20 protein-coding genes are annotated in these 18,789 nt (G+C 66.7%); 11 read left to right on the top strand and 9 right to left on the bottom strand.

Features of this window, described 5'->3' with window-relative positions:
- Nucleotides 1–5 precede the first annotated feature (5 nt).
- The 6 genes from OKW40_RS33610 (at nt 6) to OKW40_RS33585 (ending at nt 5,317) form a co-directional block, all read left to right on the top strand.
- Nucleotides 6–1,229 (top strand): ATP-grasp domain-containing protein, encoded by a 1,224-nt coding sequence (locus OKW40_RS33610; protein ID WP_429493460.1) that lies wholly within the window; start codon nt 6–8, stop codon nt 1,227–1,229.
- Complete coding sequence (gene mch, locus OKW40_RS33605; RefSeq protein WP_429493459.1) at nt 1,192–2,232, top strand: methenyltetrahydromethanopterin cyclohydrolase; 1,041 nt, start codon at nt 1,192–1,194, stop codon at nt 2,230–2,232. The genes OKW40_RS33610 and mch overlap by 38 nt, the downstream gene beginning before the upstream one ends.
- A complete protein-coding gene (locus tag OKW40_RS33600; RefSeq protein ID WP_429493458.1) occupies nt 2,229–3,200 on the top strand; it encodes an ATP-grasp domain-containing protein in 972 nt (323 codons plus the stop codon). Before mch ends, OKW40_RS33600 begins: the two co-directional genes overlap by 4 nt.
- 5 nt (nt 3,201–3,205) lie before the next feature.
- Nucleotides 3,206–4,108, top strand: a complete 903-nt coding sequence (locus tag OKW40_RS33595) for a triphosphoribosyl-dephospho-CoA synthase (protein ID WP_429493457.1) — start codon at nt 3,206–3,208, stop codon at nt 4,106–4,108.
- 184 nt (nt 4,109–4,292) lie between these two features.
- Complete coding sequence (fae, locus tag OKW40_RS33590) at nt 4,293–4,802, top strand: formaldehyde-activating enzyme (RefSeq protein WP_090809086.1); 510 nt, start codon at nt 4,293–4,295, stop codon at nt 4,800–4,802.
- A 137-nt stretch (nt 4,803–4,939) separates the two neighbouring features.
- Nucleotides 4,940–5,317 carry a hypothetical protein gene (locus tag OKW40_RS33585; RefSeq protein ID WP_184052002.1) on the top strand — a complete coding sequence of 126 codons (378 nt, stop codon included), beginning with the start codon at nt 4,940–4,942 and terminating at the stop codon, nt 5,315–5,317.
- Nucleotides 5,318–5,410: 93 nt separating this feature from the next.
- On the opposite strand, the gene OKW40_RS33580 is transcribed toward OKW40_RS33585, so the two are convergent.
- Nucleotides 5,411–5,917, bottom strand: coding sequence for a dihydroneopterin aldolase (locus OKW40_RS33580; RefSeq protein WP_429493456.1), 507 nt, complete (start codon nt 5,915–5,917; stop codon nt 5,411–5,413).
- 388 nt (nt 5,918–6,305) lie between these two features.
- Between OKW40_RS33580 and OKW40_RS33575 the strand changes: the two genes are divergently transcribed.
- Genes OKW40_RS33575 through OKW40_RS33565 form a run of 3 tightly spaced genes read left to right on the top strand, consistent with a single transcriptional unit; the run spans nt 6,306 to nt 10,347 of the window.
- The gene (locus tag OKW40_RS33575; RefSeq protein WP_429493455.1) at nt 6,306–8,360 is read left to right on the top strand and encodes a sigma-54-dependent Fis family transcriptional regulator; all 2,055 of its coding nucleotides are present in this window, start codon (nt 6,306–6,308) and stop codon (nt 8,358–8,360) included.
- The gene (locus tag OKW40_RS33570; RefSeq protein ID WP_090809077.1) at nt 8,357–8,986 is read left to right on the top strand and encodes a flavoprotein; all 630 of its coding nucleotides are present in this window, start codon (nt 8,357–8,359) and stop codon (nt 8,984–8,986) included. Before OKW40_RS33575 ends, OKW40_RS33570 begins: the two co-directional genes overlap by 4 nt.
- Nucleotides 8,965–10,347 (top strand): DUF6513 domain-containing protein, encoded by a 1,383-nt coding sequence (locus OKW40_RS33565; protein WP_429493454.1) that lies wholly within the window; start codon nt 8,965–8,967, stop codon nt 10,345–10,347. Before OKW40_RS33570 ends, OKW40_RS33565 begins: the two co-directional genes overlap by 22 nt.
- Before the next feature lie 13 nt (nt 10,348–10,360).
- On the opposite strand, the gene rpe is transcribed toward OKW40_RS33565, so the two are convergent.
- The 8 genes from rpe to OKW40_RS33525 all read right to left on the bottom strand — a co-directional run bounded on the left by rpe (nt 10,361) and on the right by OKW40_RS33525 (nt 17,503).
- Nucleotides 10,361–11,068, bottom strand: a complete 708-nt coding sequence (rpe, locus tag OKW40_RS33560) for a ribulose-phosphate 3-epimerase (protein ID WP_429493453.1) — start codon at nt 11,066–11,068, stop codon at nt 10,361–10,363.
- Nucleotides 11,069–11,090: 22 nt separating this feature from the next.
- Nucleotides 11,091–12,128, bottom strand: a complete 1,038-nt coding sequence (gene fba, locus OKW40_RS33555) for a class II fructose-bisphosphate aldolase (protein WP_429493452.1) — start codon at nt 12,126–12,128, stop codon at nt 11,091–11,093.
- 44 nt (nt 12,129–12,172) lie between these two features.
- Nucleotides 12,173–12,307 (bottom strand): hypothetical protein, encoded by a 135-nt coding sequence (locus tag OKW40_RS33550; RefSeq protein ID WP_429494018.1) that lies wholly within the window; start codon nt 12,305–12,307, stop codon nt 12,173–12,175.
- Nucleotides 12,308–12,353: 46 nt separating this feature from the next.
- Entirely contained in the window at nt 12,354–13,226 is an 873-nt protein-coding gene (locus tag OKW40_RS33545; RefSeq protein WP_429493451.1) for a phosphoribulokinase, read from the bottom strand.
- A 55-nt stretch (nt 13,227–13,281) separates the two neighbouring features.
- Nucleotides 13,282–14,385 carry a class 1 fructose-bisphosphatase gene (locus OKW40_RS33540; protein WP_429493450.1) on the bottom strand — a complete coding sequence of 368 codons (1,104 nt, stop codon included), beginning with the start codon at nt 14,383–14,385 and terminating at the stop codon, nt 13,282–13,284.
- 27 nt (nt 14,386–14,412) lie between these two features.
- On the bottom strand, nt 14,413–15,405 hold the full coding sequence (cbbX, locus tag OKW40_RS33535) for a CbbX protein (RefSeq protein WP_429493449.1): 993 nt from the start codon (nt 15,403–15,405) through the stop codon (nt 14,413–14,415).
- 51 nt (nt 15,406–15,456) lie between these two features.
- The gene (locus OKW40_RS33530; protein WP_027195078.1) at nt 15,457–15,885 is read right to left on the bottom strand and encodes a ribulose bisphosphate carboxylase small subunit; all 429 of its coding nucleotides are present in this window, start codon (nt 15,883–15,885) and stop codon (nt 15,457–15,459) included.
- A gap of 118 nt (nt 15,886–16,003) precedes the next feature.
- A complete protein-coding gene (locus OKW40_RS33525; protein WP_429493448.1) occupies nt 16,004–17,503 on the bottom strand; it encodes a form I ribulose bisphosphate carboxylase large subunit in 1,500 nt (499 codons plus the stop codon).
- A 235-nt stretch (nt 17,504–17,738) separates the two neighbouring features.
- Between OKW40_RS33525 and pqqA the strand changes: the two genes are divergently transcribed.
- Both pqqA and OKW40_RS33515 read left to right on the top strand, forming a co-directional pair.
- Entirely contained in the window at nt 17,739–18,062 is a 324-nt protein-coding gene (gene pqqA / locus OKW40_RS33520; protein WP_311734754.1) for a pyrroloquinoline quinone precursor peptide PqqA, read from the top strand.
- A 105-nt stretch (nt 18,063–18,167) separates the two neighbouring features.
- The gene (locus OKW40_RS33515; RefSeq protein ID WP_429493447.1) at nt 18,168–18,767 is read left to right on the top strand and encodes a DUF447 domain-containing protein; all 600 of its coding nucleotides are present in this window, start codon (nt 18,168–18,170) and stop codon (nt 18,765–18,767) included.
- The last annotated feature ends 22 nt before the right edge of the window (nt 18,768–18,789 follow it).

Genomic DNA, 18,789 nt, shown 5'->3' with positions numbered 1-18,789 from the left:
TCGTCATGAAGTCGCACCGCCCGCTCATGCATGCGCCGTTGGTCGCGGTCGTCGGGCAGTCCGCGCGCTTGCTCGCGCAGTCCGCGGCGCGCGCCGGCCTGCATGTCGCCGCGCTCGATATCTTCGGCGACCGCGACACGCGCGAGGCCGCCGAGCTATGGTTCGACATCGGCCGTGGTGATGGCGCGCTCGGGATCGACCGGGCGCGGCTCGTCGATGCGCTTGCGCGTGTCGCGCGCTTGCCGGGTTTGCTTGGCTGGATCGCCGGCAGCGGGCTCGAACCTTTGATGCCTCAGTTGTGCCGCGAATCCGGCTTGCCGCGCTTTCTCGGCAACGCTGCCGAGGCGATCGCGGCCGTGCGCGAGCCGCGGCGTTTTTTCGCGCTGCTCGACGCGTTGCGGATTGCGCATCCGGCTGTGTCGTTCGAGCGGCCCGCGACGGCCGAGGGCTGGCTGTTCAAGCAGGCGGATGGTTGTGGCGGTACGCACATCGAGGCGGCCGACCCGTTCCATTTAACGACCGACTCCGCGCACGGCTACTTCCAGCGCATTGGCCAAGGCCGCTCGCTGTCGGCGCTTTTCATCGGCGCGCACGGCAGCGCGGATCTGATCGGTTTCGCCGAGCAATTCACCTGCGCGATCGGCGATCTGCGCTTCGTGCATGCGGGCTCGATCGGGCCGATCGACTTGCCGCCAGCGTTCATCGCGCGCGTGCAGCAAGCGCTCGACGCGCTGTGCGCAAACACCGGCCTCGTCGGCATCAACAGCTGCGACTTCCTGTCGGACGGCACCTCGTTCGACGTGCTCGAAATCAACCCGCGCCCTTCGTCGACGATGGCGCTCTACGAAACCGCGTCGCCCGATGCATGGCCGGCCGGCCTGCTCGCCTGCCACCTCGACGCGTGCCGCCACGGCCGCGCGCCGTCGGCCGCGAGCCTCGCGCTCGCCCGCGCGCCGCGCTGGCGTGCCGGTCAGCGCGTGCTGTTCGCGCAGCGGCCGTTCAGCGTCTCGGCCGCGTTCTCGGACGCCTGCCTGCGCGATCCGCAATGCCGCGACGTACCGATGCCGGGCACCCGCATCGACGCAGGGCAGCCGGTCTGCACGCTGCAAGTGCGAGCGGCATCGGTGGACGCGGTGTTCACCGCGCTCGACGCGCAGCACGAACGCGTCGTCCAACGAATCGAAACCTGCGATGAACCCGACCATGCCTGCCTCCACGCCCACAGCTGAGACTTTCCCGCCCGCCGCGTTGCCGAGCGTGAACGCGCTTTCAGAGCGCCTCGTAGCACGGCTCGTCGATCAAGCGGCACAGCTCGGCGTCGCACTGACGCGCACGCGCGATGGCACCGTGATCGCCGACGCCGGCGTCGACGCGCGCGGCAGCCTCGACGCCGGCGTGCTGATCGCGCGCATCTGCATGGGCGGTCTCGGCCGCGTCGCGGTACGCGCGAACTTCGACGCCGCGCCGCTGTGGCCGACGATGCTCGAGGTCAGCACATCGTCGCCGGTGCTCGCCTGTCTCGGCAGCCAGTACGCGGGCTGGAGCCTGTCGGCGACCAGGGAGCAGACCGGCGGCAAGAAATTCTTTTCGCTCGGCTCGGGGCCCGCGCGCGCGCTCGCGGTCAAGGAGCCGCTATTCGACGAACTCGGCTATCGCGACCGCCACGAGCGCGGCGCGCTGGTGCTCGAAGTGGACCGCCTCCCGCCGCAGGTCGTGATCGACAAGGTGCTGCACGATTGCGGCCTCGCGCCCGAACACCTGACGCTGATCGTCACGCCGACACACTCTGTCGCGGGAACAGTACAGGTCGTCGCCCGCGTGGTCGAAGTTGCGCTGCACAAGGTGCATGTGCTCGGCGTACCGCTCGATGAGATCGTCGCGGGGACGGGCTCGGCGCCGCTGCCGCCGCCCGCGCCCGACGGCATTCAGGCGATGGGCCGCACCAACGACGCGATCCTGTACGGCGGCCGCGTGCACCTGACCGTCCAGCACGACGAGATCGCGCAACGTCTCGCCGACACCCTCCCCTCCGCCAATTCGCGCGACTACGGCCGGCCGTTCGCGGACGTCTTCACGGCCGTCAACTTCGACTTCTATCAGATCGATCCCGCGCTGTTCGCGCCCGCCGAGGTGTGGGTCAGCAGCCTCGAAAGCGGCGCGACCTATCATGGCGGCCGGCTCGACGGCGGCCTGCTGCGCAAACAGTGGGGCGGCGAGTCCGTCGCGCGATGATGATCACATCAGGCGTGCGCATCGCGATCATGACCGACGAAACCGGCTGGCACACCGGCCGGCTGAAAAAGGCGTTCCGCGCGCGCGGCGCCGAGGCGCGTTGCGTCGATCTCGCGGATTGCCGCATCGACACCACGTGGCTGCCGCACGGCCTCGCGATTCCGGGCTTCGGCCGCACGCTGCCGGACGCGGTGTTCGTACGCGGCATCGCCGGCGGCAGCTTCGAGCAGGTGACGCTGCGGCTCGGCATCCTGCACGCGCTGCGTGAATCGGGCGTGCCGGTGTACAACGACGCGCGCGCGATCGAGCGCAGCGTCGACAAGTCGATGACGAGCTTCCTGCTGCATCGCGCGGGCGTGCCGACGCCGGCCACCTGGGCCGGCGAATCCGCCGCGTTCGCGCAACGCGTACTGATGCGCGAAGCGGCCGCCGGCCGTCAGGTCGTGCTCAAGCCGCTGTTCGGCTCGCAAGGCCACGGGCTCAAACGGCTCGGCGCGCGCGGCGGGCTGCTCGCGCCATTGCCATCGCTCGCGCGTTATCGGCAGGTCGCTTATCTGCAGCGCTTCGTCGCGAGCGACCGGCCGGGTTTCGACTGGCGCGTGCTCGTGATCGGCGGCAAGGCGGTCGCGGCAATGCGGCGCAGCGGCGGCAAGGGCTGGATTCACAACGTCGCGCAAGGCGCGCGCTGCGAGCCCGCCGAGCTCACGGTCCCGCTCGCACAGACGGCAGTGCGCGCAACCGCCGCGCTCGGGCTCGACTACGCGGGCGTGGACCTGATCCCGAATGCCGACGACGCCGCGCTGCCCCTCGTGCTCGAAGTCAACGGCGTGGCCGCGTGGCGCGGTTTGCAGTCGGTCGTGCCGCTCGATGTCGCGGCGGCGCTCGTCGACGATCTGCTCGATCGCAGGCTGGCCGAGCAAGCCGCTAGCGCCGGGTTGCCTGAGCAGCCTCCGCAGCGCCGGGCTTGAGCGCGATGCCCGACACTCATGCGATTCCCGTCGAGCACGCGCGCGCGGCCTTCCTCGAAGCCTGCGCGCTCGACGTCACCACGCCGAAACCCGGCAACGTCAGCACCCAAAGCCCCGGCCACGGCATGCACGCGGCCCAGTTCCTCGCCAGCGCGGACGCGTCGCTCGACGCGCTATTCGCGCGCGGCGAGCGCGTCGGACAGCGCATTCTCGACGCGGTCACGCGCACGCGCGCGGCCGTCGGCTGCAATACGAATCTCGGCATCGTGCTGCTGGTCGCGCCGCTCGCCGCGGCCCTCGACGAAACCGGCGAACCGCCGGTGTCGGCGCAAGCGTGGCGCGCGGCCGTCGGCGACGTGCTGAGCCGGCTCGACGTCGAAGACGCTCGGCTTGCTTACCGCGCGATCGCGCTCGCCAATCCCGGCGGCCTCGGCGACGCGCCCGAGCAATCGGTCCACGCACCGCCGACGATCGGCCTGCGCGACGCGATGCGGCTTGCCAGCGAGCGCGACAGCATCGCGCGGCAGTACGCGAACGGTTTCGCCGACCTGTTCGACACCGGCCTCGCCGCCTACTTCGAAGCCTCGAGACCAACGCCCGAACCCGCGCCCGCCGATCCAGGCGAAATCGCGATGCTCAACGTGTTTCTCGCGTTCCTCGGCGGCTGGCCCGACTCTCACATTGTGCGCAAGCACGGCCGCGCGCTGGCGCAGAGTGTCACGCTCGTGGCACGCGAACAGCGCGCGCGCTGGCGCCAGGCGCGATCCGCCGCGCGCCGCTCGGCAAGCGATCCGCAACTCGACGCCTGGGATGCCGAATTGAAGGCCGGCGCGATCAATCCCGGCACCAGCGCGGACCTCGCGGTGGCCACGCTGTTTCTTGCGCGCTGTGTCGAAGGGCGCGGTTAACCCTGAATCGTCTGGACTGAAGAAGACCCGAACAGCCGCGTCAGCAGGCCCTTAGCGACAACTGGCACGGAACCTGTTAGTTAGTACCGCCGTGCATTCCCGCACCGCTCTCGCGATGCTGATCCGGACGATCGCGGGCGGCGCCTCGTCAGCAGGTCCATACCTACTCTTTTGGAGGAACAGAATGGCCAAGATCAACCGCGTCATGATCGGTGAGTCGCTCGTCGGCGACGGCAACGAGGTCGCGCACATCGACTTGCTGATCGGACCGCGAGGTTCGGCTGCGGAAACCGCGTTCTGCAACGCCCTCACCAACAACAAGGACGGCTTCACGTCGCTACTCGCCGTCGTCGCGCCCAATCTCATCACGAAGCCCAATACGATCCTGTTCAACAAGGTGACGATCAAAGGCGCCAAGCAGGCCGTGCAGATGTTCGGCCCGGCGCAGCACGCGGTCGCGCTCGCGGTGGCCGACAGTGTCGAGGACGGCACGATCCCGCAGGAAGAAGCCGACGATCTGTTCCTCTGCGTCGGCGTGTTCATTCACTGGCAGGCCGAGGACGACAAGAAGATCCAGCAGTTCAACTATCAGGCGACGCGCGAGGCCATCAAGCGCGCGGTCAGCGGCGACCCGAGCGCGGCTGAAGTGCTGGCGAAGAAGGGCAGCGTCGCGCATCCGTTCGCGCCGAACTGACGGCGCATGCAAGCGCAGGAGACGCGGCGCCGTTGCCGGCCCCGCCTCCTCGCGCATCCCGTCGCCTCGCGGCCGCAAGGCACGCATCTCGCGCAGCGGTTCGCGAAGCAGGCTCAATGCTTTCGCAGAGGCATTCAATGACCAACAGATGTCGCGCGCTTCTCGCCTTTACCTCGCTCCTGCTCGCCGCGCCGCTCGCGTGGGCGGGCGGCTACAACTATCCGACCGAGGGTCGCGTCGAATACGTGCTCAGTTGCATGGACGATAACGGCCACGAGTTCGCGAACGTCTACAAGTGCTCGTGCGTGATCGACAAGATGGCCGCGTCGTTGCCGTACGACGAATTCGTCGACCAGTCGACCTTCTCGAAGTACGCGACGCTAGGCGGCGAAGGCGGCGCGGAATTCCGCGTCGACCACGCCAAGGCGCAAACCAGGCGCTTCCGCGCGCTGCAAACCAGCGCATATCAGGCGTGCGGACTCGGTCCGCAGAAGACGTCGACCGTGGCGAAATGACCACGGCCTGAAACGCGCCGGGCGTTCTGCGCGCCCCGCTCGGCGCGCCCGGCTCGGCGCCCCCGGCTGGGCGCCCCCGGCTAGGCGCCCCCCTCAATTCGGCACCAGCCCCTCGCCCAGCGACGCGTACCGCGCGAGACCCACGGCCGCCGCCGAGCCATCGCCGCGACGCCGCTCGATCTGCACGCCGACGGCCGCGAGGTCGGCGAACTTGGCCGGCTTCGCGAGCGACACGCGCACCCAGTGCGCGCCGAAGTCGGCGATCAGCAGTTGCGCGATCGTCTCGGCAAGCGCCTCCAGCAGCCGCACGCGATGCGACGCGAACAGCTCGAGCAACGCCCCGCGCACGGCCGCGTAGTTGACCGTATCTTCGATCCGGTCCGTCGCGCAGGCGCGGATCGCTGGCACGCCGATAGCCAGGTTCACACGCACCGGTTGCGCAACATGCAACTCACTGCTATCGATACCGATGACCGTCTGGCCGATGAAATTCTCGATGAATACGATGTCCAGGCGCTCGGGCAACGCGCCGACTTGCGGGCCGGGATTGGCGCCGAGGCTGGAAAATGCGGCAAGGCGAATAGTATCGAAACGATCCATGATTTGATCTCCGCCGCGGCGCGGCCCAGGATTGAACAGCCAGTGATGACGAGCGAAACGATGCAACAGTAGAACAGTAGAACTGAACGACGCGCGGCACACTCTGTGCCGAAGCCGCGACAGGCATGCAACCTGCAACCCGTTTAACGCGTCACGCATCGAGAAAAGCAAATTCCGGGCACAGTGAGGTAAACCCAGTGTGACTTTCTGTTGAACCAATCCTGCATCGGGCGTACAGTTTTCAACACCCGCCTCGTAGTAGGGCCGGTCGGGAGGGCGCAGGCGAACCGAGATTGCGCCGCGCCAGGGGCAGGCAGGCTTGATAAAGCGGCATTCGCGGCGTGCGAAGCAGTCACGCTTGCGAAATGACGCAACGGAGGCAAATCCCATGTCGTTGCTCGCTGACAGCAGTACTCACGTCCGGGAAGTTCTGAACGTGGTCAACCATCAGTTGACCACGCGCCCGACAAGCGAACCCGTAGCTCAGTCGTGGACGCGCTGCATCAACGAATTCCAGCTGGACCCCGCGCGTTTCGTGCCGCCGCCGGTGCTCACCGAGTACGAACTCAGCGCGCGCCGTGAGGCGCTCGGCGATCTGATCGCGTGTTCGAAGCTCGAGATGACGACGCTCTATCAGCAACTCGCCGATCCCGAGCTCGCGGTCGTGCTCGTCGATTCTGGCGGCGTGATCGTGCATCAGGTGTCGTCCGTGCCGTTCGCCGAGGCGGTCGCCGTCGACGGCTTTCGCGTCGGCGCGCTGTGGAGCGAACGCGAAGCCGGCACCAACGGCATGGGCACCTGCCTCGCGGAGCGCGACTGCATCGCCGTCTGTCAGCACGAGCATTTCTATCCGCGCTATACGTCGCTGACGTGCTCGGCCGCGCCGATCTTCGACGACGGCGGCGAAATCGCCGGCGTGCTCGACGTCACGAGCCGCTCGAAGCTGCTGCAGCAGCACTCGCTGGTGCTGGTCGGTATGTCGCGGCAGATGATCGAAAACCGTCTGCTCGATGCGCGCTACCGGCACGCCAACATGATCCATTTCCACAGCCGCCCGGAATTCGTCGGCACGCTGCACGGCGGCAAGCTCGCGGTCGGCGACGACAGCACCGTGCTCGCCGCGAATCGCAGCGCGCTGTTCCAGCTGGGCTTCCGTTCGCTGAGCGAGCTGCGCGGCCGGCGCATCGAGGAAGCATTCAACGCGTCGCTCGAAGACATGATCGCGCGCAGCATTCGCGGCTCGTTCCATCCGGTCACCGTCTACAGCGCAAACGCGACGAACCGCTTTTTCCTCGTCGCGCAGACGCCGCAAAACGCCACGGGGCGCGTGACGCGCGTGCTCGTCCCCGACTCCGCCATGCGCGCCAACGCCGCCGAAAAACACGACAAACATCCGCCGGTGCCGAAGCTCGACGAGATCGCGCACCTCGAATTCGGCGACCCGCGCATGGCCTCGCAGATCCAGTTGGCCGCGCGTGTGATCCAGCGCAAGATTCCGATCGTGCTGCGCGGCCAGACCGGCACCGGCAAGGAAGTCTTCGCGCAGGCCTTGCATAGCATCAGCCCGCACGCCGCCGGTCTGTTCGTGCCGGTCAACTGCGCGTCGCTGCCGGAGAACCTGATCGAGAGCGAGCTGTTCGGCTATCGCGCGGGCGCGTTTACCGGCGCGCAGCGCGAAGGACGGCGCGGCAAGATCGTGCAGGCCAACGGCGGCACGCTGTTTCTCGACGAGATCGGCGACATGCCGCTCGTGTTGCAGGCACGCCTGCTGCGCGTGATCGAGGAACACGAGGTCACGCCGCTCGGCGCCGAGACCACCGTCAAGGTCAATTTCCAGCTGATCAGCGCGAGCCACCGCAATCTGCTCGAACTCGTGCAAAGCGGGCAATTCCGCGAGGATCTGTACTACCGGCTCAAGGGCGTCGAGCTGAATCTGCCGGCGCTGCGCGAGCGCGTCGACAAGCTGCCGCTGATCCATCATCTGCTCGCGAACGAAACCGACGATCCGCCCGATCTGACGCCGGAAGCCGAACACGCGCTGCTCACCTACGCTTGGCCCGGCAACATCCGTCAGTTGCGTCACGTGTTGCAGATGGCCATCGCGCTGTCCGACGGCGAGCCGATCCGCTGCGAGCATCTGCCGCCCGAGGTCACGCAACGCACGTCGGCGGTCGACCTGCCGATCGCGCTGCGCCTCGCGAACGCGGACATGGACGGGCATCTCGCCGACGAGGCGGACATTTCTTCGCTGAACGCGATCCAGCTGAACGAGCGCGAAACGGTGCTGTCGCTGCTCGACGAGCACCGCTGGAACGTCAGCAACGTCGCGAAGGCGCTCGGCATCAGCCGCAATACGCTGTATCGCAAGATGCGCCGGCTGCACATCCGGCTGTCGCATGAAGGCTCGCCGGCCGACGGCATGCCGTTCGATCTCGACGCATGACCGGGTCGTCCCTCAGGTCCCCCAGCGAGTCTGCTCGCAAGGGCGCCCGCGATCTCGCCGACTTCAGGCCGGATGCGCACTTCGCGTGGTGCGTGACCGGCTCCGGTCATATGCTCGAAGAATCGATCGCGCTCGCGCGGCGCTTGCCGCGCGTCGATCTGTTTCTGTCCGCGGCGGCCGAGGAAGTGCTGCCGCTCTATGGCTGGTCGCTCGACAAGCTGCGCGAACACTTTCGCGTACTGCGCGACAACAGCGCGAGCGGCGTGCCGGTCGGCATGCTGTATCACGGCGTCTATCACACGGTCGTGATCGCACCCGCCACCAGCAACACGGTCGCCAAATGTGCGTACGGCATCTCGGATACGCTGCCGACCAATATGTATGCGCAGGCCGGCAAGCAATGCATCCCCGGCATCGTCTTTGCGTGCGACACCGAACCGAGCGTGATCACGCATAGCCCGGACGAATGGGTCGAACTGCGGCCACGGGCGATCGAACTCGACAACGTCGAGCGTCTGGCGCGCTTCGAATACACGACGCTCGCGCGCTCGCTCGACGAACTCGAAGCGGCGCTCACCCAACGCCTCGCGACCCTCGACCTCGCATGGACCACCTCCTCTTCCTGACCGGCCGGCTTGCCGAACCGAGCCTGCGGCGCGTGCTCGACGGCATGGCGCCGACGCCGTTCAGTTGGGAGGTGCGCGAAATCGGCCTGCAAGTGGCCGGGTTGATGACCGCCGACCTGATCCAGCGCCGCGTGAGCGCGCCGCTCGCCGCGCAGCGCGTGATCGTGCCGGGCCGCTGCCGTGGCGATCTCGACGCGCTGGGCGCGCACTACGGCGTACCGTTCGAACGCGGTCCCGAGGAGGTCAAGGACTTGCCGCAATTTTTCGGCCGCAAGGCGAAGCCGTTCGATCTGAGCCGCTACGACACGGAGATTTTCGCGGAGATCGTCGATGCGCCGCGCCTCGACCTCGACGGCATCGCGGCAAGGGCGCGCGAGTATGCGGCCCAAGGCGCGGACGTGATCGACATCGGCTGCCTGCCGGACACGCCGTTTGCGCATCTCGAAGACGCGGTGCGGCGGCTGAAGGCCGAAGGCTATCGCGTCAGCGTCGATTCGATGCGCAACGACGAACTGCTGCGCGGCGGGCGCGCGGGCGCCGACTATCTGATGAGCCTGAACCTCGACACGCTATGGATCGCCGACGAAGTGCCGTCGACGCCGATCCTCGTCGCGCGCGAACCGGCCGACCCCGCTTCGCTCGACGCCGCGATCGACACGCTGTCCGCGCGCGGCCGCGCGTTTCTTGCCGATCCGATTCTGGATCCGATTCCATTCGGGCTGGCCGCGTCGATTGCGCGCTATGTGCGTTTGCGCGAGCGCTATCCCGACATCGCGATCATGATGGGCATCGGCAACGTGACCGAACTGACCGAGGCCGACACGAGCGGCATCAACGCGGTGCTGCTCGGCATGGCGGCTGAATTGCGCGTTGGCGCGGTGCTGGCGACGTCGGTGAGCCAGCATGCGCGGCGCGCGTTGCGCGAAGCCGATGTCGCGCGCCGCGTGATGCATGCCGCGCGCGATGCGCAGGTGCTGCCGAAGGGCATCAGCACCGAACTCGCGACGGTCCACGCGAAACGGCCGTTTCCGTACAGCGCCGAAGAAATCGACGAATTCGCGCGCGGCGTGCGTGACCCGAATTTCCGCGTGCAGATCAGCGCCGATGGCATTCACGTGTACAACCGCGACGGCCATCGTCGCGGCGACGATCCGTTCGCGCTGTACCCGCAGTTGAACCTCGAAACAGACGGCGGCCACGCGTTCTATATGGGCGTGCAGCTTGCGCGCGCCGAGATTGCATGGCGGCTCGGCAAGCGCTTCGATCAGGACCAGCCGCTCGACTGGGGCTGCGCGGTCGACCGGCCTGAAGAAGATCTCAGCGCATGGTGCGCGCCGGGCGAGACGCTGAAAAAGCGCTGAAACAGCAGCGCCATCACTGCATGGCGGCCACCCCCGCGGGTTCGTCGACAGTAGCCAGTTCGCCGCGCATGCCGCGGATCGCCTGCGCGCGATCGCCCGCACCGAACACGGCCGACCCGGCAACGAACACGTCCGCGCCCGCCGTGGCGACACGCGCGATGTTCGACGCCTTCACGCCGCCGTCCACTTCGATCAGCAAGGGCCGCCCGGTGCGCTGCATCGTCGTGTCGACGCGCTCGCGCAGCAGCCGCAGCTTGTCGAGCGTTTCGGCGATGAATGCTTGGCCGCCGAAGCCCGGATTCACCGACATCACCAGCACGACGTCGAGCATCTCCAGCACGTGATCGAGCGCCGCGAGCGGCGTCGCCGGATTCAGCGCCAGCCCCGCGCGCGCACCGTGCGAGCGGATCAGTTCGATGGTCCGACGCACGTGCAGCGTCGCCTCCGGATGAAAACTGATCAGGTTCGCGCCGGCCTCGGCAAACGCCGACACCAGCGGATCGACGGGCGTGGTCATCAGATGCACGTCGAACGGCAGCGTCGTGTACGGCCGGATCGCCGAGCACACGAGTGGGCCGACCGTCAGGTTCGGCACGTAGTGGTTGTCCATCACGTCCAGATGAATCCAGTCCGCGCCGGCCGCCGTCACGTCGCGAATCTCGTCGGCGAGCCGGGCGAAATCCGCCGACAGCAGCGACGGCGCAATCAGGAATTCGCGCATTGCATTCTCCGTGGCAGTGGCGTTAGTGGTAGCGGCTCGCCATCGTGTCGAGCGGCAGCGGCTTGATGCGCGCCGCCTGACCCGCGCAACCGAACGCCTCGAATCGCTCGACGCAGATCGCGCTCGCCGCGGCGGTGGCGGCCTTCAATGCCGCGCGCGGATCGAACTCCGCGCGCGCATTGGCGAGCGACTTGCGCATCGCGCCGCTCATCGCGAGACGGATATCGGTGTCGATGTTGACCTTGCGTACGCCGTTCGCGATACCTCGGCGGATTTCGTCGACGGGCACGCCGTAGGTAGTCGGAATCTCGCCGCCATATTCGCGGATCACCGCGAGCCATTCCTGCGGCACCGACGACGAACCGTGCATCACCAGATGCGTGTTCGGAATGCGCGCATGGATATCGGCGATCCGGTCGATCGCGAGGATGTCGCCGGTCGGCTCGCGGCTGAACTTGTACGCGCCGTGCGACGTGCCGATCGCGATCGCGAGCGCATCGACGCCGGTCGCGTCGACAAAGCGCCGCGCTTCGTCCGGATCGGTCAGCAGGTGCTCGCGTGTGAGCTTGCCTTGTGCGCCGACGCCGTCTTCTTCGCCTGCCGTGCCGGTTTCGAGCGAACCGAGACAGCCGAGTTCGCCTTCCACCGACACGCCGACCGCATGCGCGGCGTCCACCACGCGCCGGCTCACCTCGACGTTGTAGTCGTACGCGGCGGGGGTTTTCTGATCGGGCAGCAGCGAGCCGTCCATCATCACCGACGTGAAGCCCGAGCGGATCGCCTGCTGACACACCGCGGGGCTCGCGCCGTGATCCTGATGCAGCACGAGCGGAAGGTCCGGGTGCGCTTCGAGCGCGGCGAGCACCAGATGGCGCAGATACGGCTCGCCGGCGTACTTGCGCGCACCGGCCGACGCCTGCAGGATCACCGGGCTAGCGGTGGCCTCGGCCGCGCGCATGATCGCGTGAATCTGCTCCATGTTGTTGACGTTGAACGCGGGCACGCCGTAGTCGTGTTCGGCCGCGTGATCCAGCAGTTGCCGCAGGGTGATGAAGGCCATTGCGTGCTCCTCGATATGAAATGAAATCTTGGCGAACGGCGGGCTCAACGCGCGCGGTCGGCGACGCGCCGCGCTTCGAATCGCGCAACACGTACCACCGCATCGACCGCGAGCATGCGCAGCGCGTCGGCCATCGAGCGCGTGGCGGGTGCGTCAAGCGGTTGCGCGACTGCACTCATCGAATCTCTCCTTGCGAAATGAACCTCGGTATCCGTCCGGTACCGCTCAGGCGCGCGAGCGTCGGTCGATCAGTTGCAGGATCATCGGCGTGAAGATCAGCTGCATCGCGAGTCCCATCTTGCCGCCCGGCACGACGATCACGTTCGGGCGCGACATGAACGAGTCGTGCAGCATCGTCAGCAGATACTGGAAATCGATACCCTTCGGCCGCGCGAAGCGGATCACGACGAAGCTCTCGTCCGGTTGCGGAATCTCGCGGGCGGTAAACGGATTCGACGTGTCCACGGTCGGCACGCGCTGGAAGTTCACATGCGTGCGCGAGAACTGCGGGCAGATGTAGTTCACGTAGTCGGGCATGCGCCGCAGGATCGTGTCGACCACCGCTTCGTGCGTGTAGCCGCGCATCGTCTGATCGCGGTGCAGCTTCTGGATCCATTCGAGGTTGATGATCGGCACGACGCCGATCAGCAGATCCGCATGCCGCGCGATATCGACCTTCTCGGTCACCGCCGCGCCATGCAGCCCTTCGTAGAACATCAGGTCGGTATTGGGCGCGACCTCCTCCCACAGCGTGAAGGTGCCGCCGTCCTGCTTGTACAGTTGCGCTTCGCCCGCGTCGTGCACGTAGTGGCGAAACTGCCCGCTGCCGTTTTCGCCGTAGCGCGTGAACAGCGTTTCGAGTTCTTCGAGCAGATTCGCTTCCGGCCCGAAGTGGCTGAAGTTCGGCACACCGTCGCGTTCGCGCTCCTGCATCGCCGCGCGCATGCCGTTGCGGTCGAAGCGATGGAACGCGTCGCCTTCGACGATCTGCGCATTGATGTGCTCGCGTCTGAAGATATGCGTGAAACTCTTCATGACGGTGGTGGTGCCGGCGCCGCTCGAGCCGGTCACCGCGATGATCGGATGTTTGACTGACATGCGTTTGTCTCCGGATGACTGTGTTCTGTGCGCTGAGCGCGCCGTCAGTCGCTGATCACGCCGTGAAATCCGGCAGGAACAACGAGCGCGTGCCGAACAGCGGCGACGTGAACGGCTTGTCCTCGCCGCGATCGTATTCGCCGTGATAGCGCGCAATGCGCTCGACCTCGTTCTTCGAGCCGAGAATCACCGGCACGCGGCCATGCAGCGCGCGCGGCGCGACGTCGAGAATGCGTTCCCGGCCGGTGATCGAGAGACCGCCCGCCTGCTCGACGAGGAAGCTCATCGGGTTCGCTTCGTAGAGCAGGCGCAGGCGTCCTTCCATTGCCGGCGTTTTCGAGTCGCGCGGATACATGAACACGCCGCCGCGCATCAGGATGCGATGCACTTCCGCGACCATCGACGCGATCCAGCGCATGTTGAAGTCGCGCGCGCGGCAACCGCTGCGGCCGTCCTTGCACTCCTGCACGTAGCGGCGCACGGGCGGCTCCCAGAAGCGCTCGTTCGATGCGTTGATCGCGAACTCGCCGGTTTCCTCCGGAATCCGGATGTTCGAATGCGTGAGCACGAAGTTGCCGATGTCGCGCTCCAGTGTGAAGCCATGCGTGCCATTGCCGACCGACAGCACCAGCATGGTCGACGGTCCATACACGGCATAGCCGGCCGCGACCTGTTCGCAGCCCGGCCGCAGGAACGCGGCTTCGCTGGTTGCATTCTCTGCCGGGTCGCGCGTGCGCAGCACCGAAAAGATCGAGCCGACCACGCCGTTGATGTCGATATTCGACGAGCCGTCGAGCGGATCGAACGCGAGCAGATACTCGCCGCGCGGATAGTCCGGCGGAATCGCGTAGACGTGCTCCATTTCCTCGGACACCATCGCGGCCAGCAAGCCGTCCCACTCGCATTGCTGCACGAAGATCTCGTTGCTCGAGACGTCGAGCTTCTTCTGTTGCTCGCCGTGCGTGTTGAGCGTTTGCGCGGAACCGTAGTTGCCGCCTAGCGCGCCCTTGGTCAGCATCGCCGAGATCGACTTGATGGCCGCCGCTACGTCGATGAGCAGCGCGGAGAGTCCTGCAGTGTCGCGCGTGTCGTCCGTACACGGCGGGCGATCGAGCGTGTCGATCAGGAACTTCGAAAGTGTCGTGCGTCCGTCCTGCATGGCGTTCTCCGTCGATGGTGTCGTGATTCAGCCCGGCGGCGCCGTGACGGCGCGCGCGGTGGAAGGCGAATGCGAGGACTGCGGCGGCGCGTCGAACACGCGGCTCGCGCGCACGTCGGCCGCATCGATCAGCGTCAGCGTGGCGGCGTCGACCGGCTCGCCGCCTTGCAAGGCGCTCGCGAACAGGCGGTTCGCCTGGCGCAGCCGCGCGCGGTCGAGCGCGTTGCGCACCGAGCGCGCGTTGGCGAAATTCGGCTGGCGGATGCGGCGCGCCAGATAGTCGGCGAACGCGCGGCGCGACGCGGCATCGAAGCGGTAATGCATGGTGCCGAGCATCCGTTCGGCGATTTCGAGCAATTCCGTTTCCTCGTAATCGGGAAACGTAATGTGATGCGCGATGCGCGAGCGGAAACCCGGATTGCTCTCGAAGAACACTTCCATTCGCGACGCGTAGCCGGCCAGAATCACGACCAGGTCGCTACGCTGGTTCTCCATCGTCTGCAACAGGATTTCGATCGCTTCCTGCCCGTAGTCGCGCTCGTTCTCCGGGCGATACAGGTAATACGCTTCGTCGATGAACAGCACGCCGCCCATCGCGCGCTTGAGCACGTCGCGCGTTTTCGGCGCGGTATGGCCGATGTACTGGCCGACCAGATCGTCGCGTGTGACCGACACCAGATGATTGCGGCGAATGTAGCCGAGCCGGTGCAACACTTCCGCCATGCGCAGCGCAACCGTCGTCTTGCCGGTGCCGGGGTTGCCGGAGAAGCACATATGCAAGGTCGGCGCGCCGCCCGCGAGACCCAGCGAAGCCCGCGCGCGCTCGACCAGCAGATGCGCGGCGACCTCGCGAATGCGCGTCTTCACGGGCGCGAGCCCGACCAGATCGCGATCGAGTTCGCCGAGCACGTCGCCGATCCCGGAGTCGCGGTACAGCGCCGCGAGGTCGATGTGGGGCGCGGCGGCGTCGCTGTGCGCGGTGGACGCGGGCAGTGCGTCCACGCTGGCGGCGTCTGTCATGGTTCCTCCTCGCTGCGGGTCGTCGTGTGCGTTGTTGCGCGATCAGCGGCGTCAGCCCGCCGCGCCGTAACGCTCGCCCGCTGGCCGATCGCCCGCGTAGCCCGTCATGCTGTAGCGCTGCGTGCGCCCCTGCGCGTCCTGCCGCAACAGCCGGAAGCCCGGCTCCACGTCCGGCCGGTTGACGATGAACGACAGGCGCATCGTCTCGAAGGTGCGCACCGAGTCGAACGCGTTGACCTTGATGTAGTGCTGCGGCCGCGCCTCGCGGCAAGCCCTGACCTCCTGCAACACGCCGGCCGCGTCGTGCAGGTCGAACATCGGCAGACCCCACATTTCCCAGTAGGTGTTGCGCGGATGCGGGTCGTCGGTGAATTCGACCGAACAGGCCCAGCCCTGGCGCAGCGCGTAGTCAATCTGCAGGCCGATTTCCTCGTCGGTCAGCTCGGGCAGAAAAGAAAACGTTCCTTGAGTAATACGCATGACGAACCTCGTGGATGGATGTCGCGTTCGGAACGGCGTCAACGGTGCCCCGGCGCGGTGCCGTTGCACCGCGTTGCGGATGCGCTCGTGAGGCGCTCGCGGGAAAAGCTCGGCGTGGCTAGGCCGCCGTCGGCGTGGCGGCGAAATCGGGCGTATCGGTCGATGCGTAGTTGAAGCTCACGTCGCGCCACGTATCGAGCGCCTGCTTGAGCGGCGTGCACCGGCGCGCGGCGGCTTCGAGCACGTCGGGCCCTTCGCGCAGAATGTCGCGGCCCTCGTTGCGCGCCTTCACCATCGCTTCGAGTGCGACGCGGTTCGCGGTCGCGCCGGCCTGGATGCCGGCCGGATGGCCGATCGTGCCGCCGCCGAACTGCAGGATCGCGTCGTCGCCGAACAGATCGAGCAGCTGATGCATCTGCCCCGCGTGAATCCCGCCCGAGGCGACCGGCATCACCTTGCGCAAGCCGGCCCACGGCTGGTCGAAGAAAATGCCGCGCGACAGATCGACCGCGTTGTGCGCGTCGCGGCACACGTTGTAGTAGCCCTGCACCGACAGCGGATCGCCTTCGAGCTTGCCGACCGCGGTGCCCGCATGCGCGTGATCGACGCCCGCCATGCGCAGCCATTTGGCGATCACGCGAAACGAGATGCCGTGGTTGCGTTGCCGCGTGTAGGTGCCATGCCCCGCGCGATGCAGATGCAGGATCATGTCGTGCCTGCGGGCCCAGCGCGACATCGACTGGATCGCGGTCCAGCCGATCACGAGGTCGATCATCACGATGCACGAGCCGAGCTCCTTCGCGAATTCGGCGCGCTCGTACATGTCCTCCATCGTGCCGGCCGTCACGTTCAAGTAGTGCCCTTTGAGCTCGCCAGTCTCCGCCTGGGCGCGGTTCACCGCCTCCATCGCGAACAGGAAGCGGTCGCGCCAGTGCATGAACGCCTGCGAGTTGATGTTCTCGTCGTCCTTCAGAAAATCGAGGCCGCCGCGCAGGCCTTCGTAGACCACCCGTCCATAGTTTTTGCCCGACAGACCGAGCTTCGGCTTGACCGTGGCGCCGAGCAGCGGCCGACCATACTTGTCGAGCCGTTCGCGCTCGACGACGATGCCGGTCGGCGGCCCCTGAAACGTCTTCAGATACGCGACGGGAATGCGCATGTCTTCGAGCCGCAATGCCTTCAGCGGCTTGAAGCCGAACACGTTGCCGATGATCGACGCGGTCAGGTTCGCGACCGAGCCCTCTTCGAACAGATCGAGTTCATAAGCGATATACGCGAAGTACTGCGGCTCGTCGGCGCGAGACACCGGCACCGGCTCGACGCGATACGCCTTCGCGCGATACATGTCGCAGGCGGTCAGGCGGTCGGTCCACACCACCGTCCACGTCGCGGTCGACGATTCGCCGGCCACCGCGGCCGCCGCTTCCTCGGGTTCGACACCGGGTTGCGGCGTGATGCGAAACAGCGCGATCACGTCGGTGTCTTTCGGTTCGTAGTCCGGTTGCCAGTACCCCATCTCGCGGTATTTCATCACGCCCGCCGCGTACCGTTCGCGCGGATTGTGCGGATCGCGCGCTTGAGGTTCGGGCTGGATCGGCGGTTGACTGAAATCGTTCATGACGTGTCCTCGAAGGTGGCAAGCGCACTGCCGGAAGAACGAAGCGCTTGAGTTGCACTGTAGGCACGGACACGCCCAAGGTGAATTCACGATTTTATTTGGCAGACTTAACGGATCGGTTATCGCTATCACATCGTGAGGTTCTTTTTCGAGCCGTGCGACGCGAATCGGAGCAGAATGTGTTGGTGAGCGAGGCGGGCGCGGCGTGACAGCGCAATCGGATTAGCGAATCGCGATGGCACACTTTGCTTCGTTTTCGCCACACCGCGCGGCTCTTTGCGTCTGGCAACCCGCGCGAGCGCCACGGCGTGGCGCAATTCGCCGGGTGCTGTATTGGCCGTCGAATGCACGCACGCCTGGCCGGCCGGAACGCGCATGGGCACGGAGCTTGCATGATGCCGGCTGCCGTCGACACCGGGCATCACGCCGGGCCGGCGGCGCAACGCTGTTCCACCCGCTGTTTCAACCGAAGGAGAAAGCACGTATGCAATGGACGACTCCGAGCTACACGGACGTACGCCTCGGTTTTGAAATCGTGATGTATGTCGCTACGCGTTAAGCCCGCAACCGGGCCGCACGCCGCGGCCCCTTTGCGGTTCCCGTTTGTGTTTGACCTCTGCTGACGGCCGGCCTTCCGGCGCTGTCGGGACACGCGTTCCCAGCCATGATCCACGAAACGATCGTCACCACGGCAGCGTGCGATGGCCGTCCTCATATCGCGCCAATGGGCGCGCGCCACGAGGGTGAGCGCATCATCCTTGCGCCTTTCCGTCCGTCGGTCACGCTCGACAACGTGATCGCGACGCGCGCGGCCGTGCTGAACTTCACCACCGACGTGCGGATCTTCGCGGGCTGCGTCACGCACTGCGCAACCGATTGGCCGACCGTGGCCGCGAGCCGCGTGCCGAGCGTACGTCTGGCCGAGTCGCTGGCCCACGCCGAGCTCGAACTCGACGAGCTGCGTGACGACGCCGAGCGCCCGGTGCTGGTGATGAAATGCGTGCACCGTGAAAACCACGCGCCGTTCGCGGGCTTCAATCGCGCGCAGTCGGCGGTCGTGGAAGGCGCGATTCTGGTGAGCCGGCTCTTCATGCTGCCGGCCGACAAGGTCGATCGAGAAATGGCGTATCTGCAGATCGCGATCGACAAAACCGCCGGCGACAACGAGCGCACCGCATGGAGCTGGCTCGTCGCCGCGATCGCGCGATATCGCGCGAGCCTCGAAGATGCGGCGCATCAGGCCGCCGCTTCGGCCCATCACTGAAAACCCTTCCTTCCGCGGAGAA

The organism is Paraburkholderia sp. RAU6.4a, assembly GCF_050435625.1.
Classification (GTDB): domain Bacteria; phylum Pseudomonadota; class Gammaproteobacteria; order Burkholderiales; family Burkholderiaceae; genus Paraburkholderia; species Paraburkholderia tuberum.
This window is presented reverse-complemented; position numbering and strand designations above follow the sequence as displayed.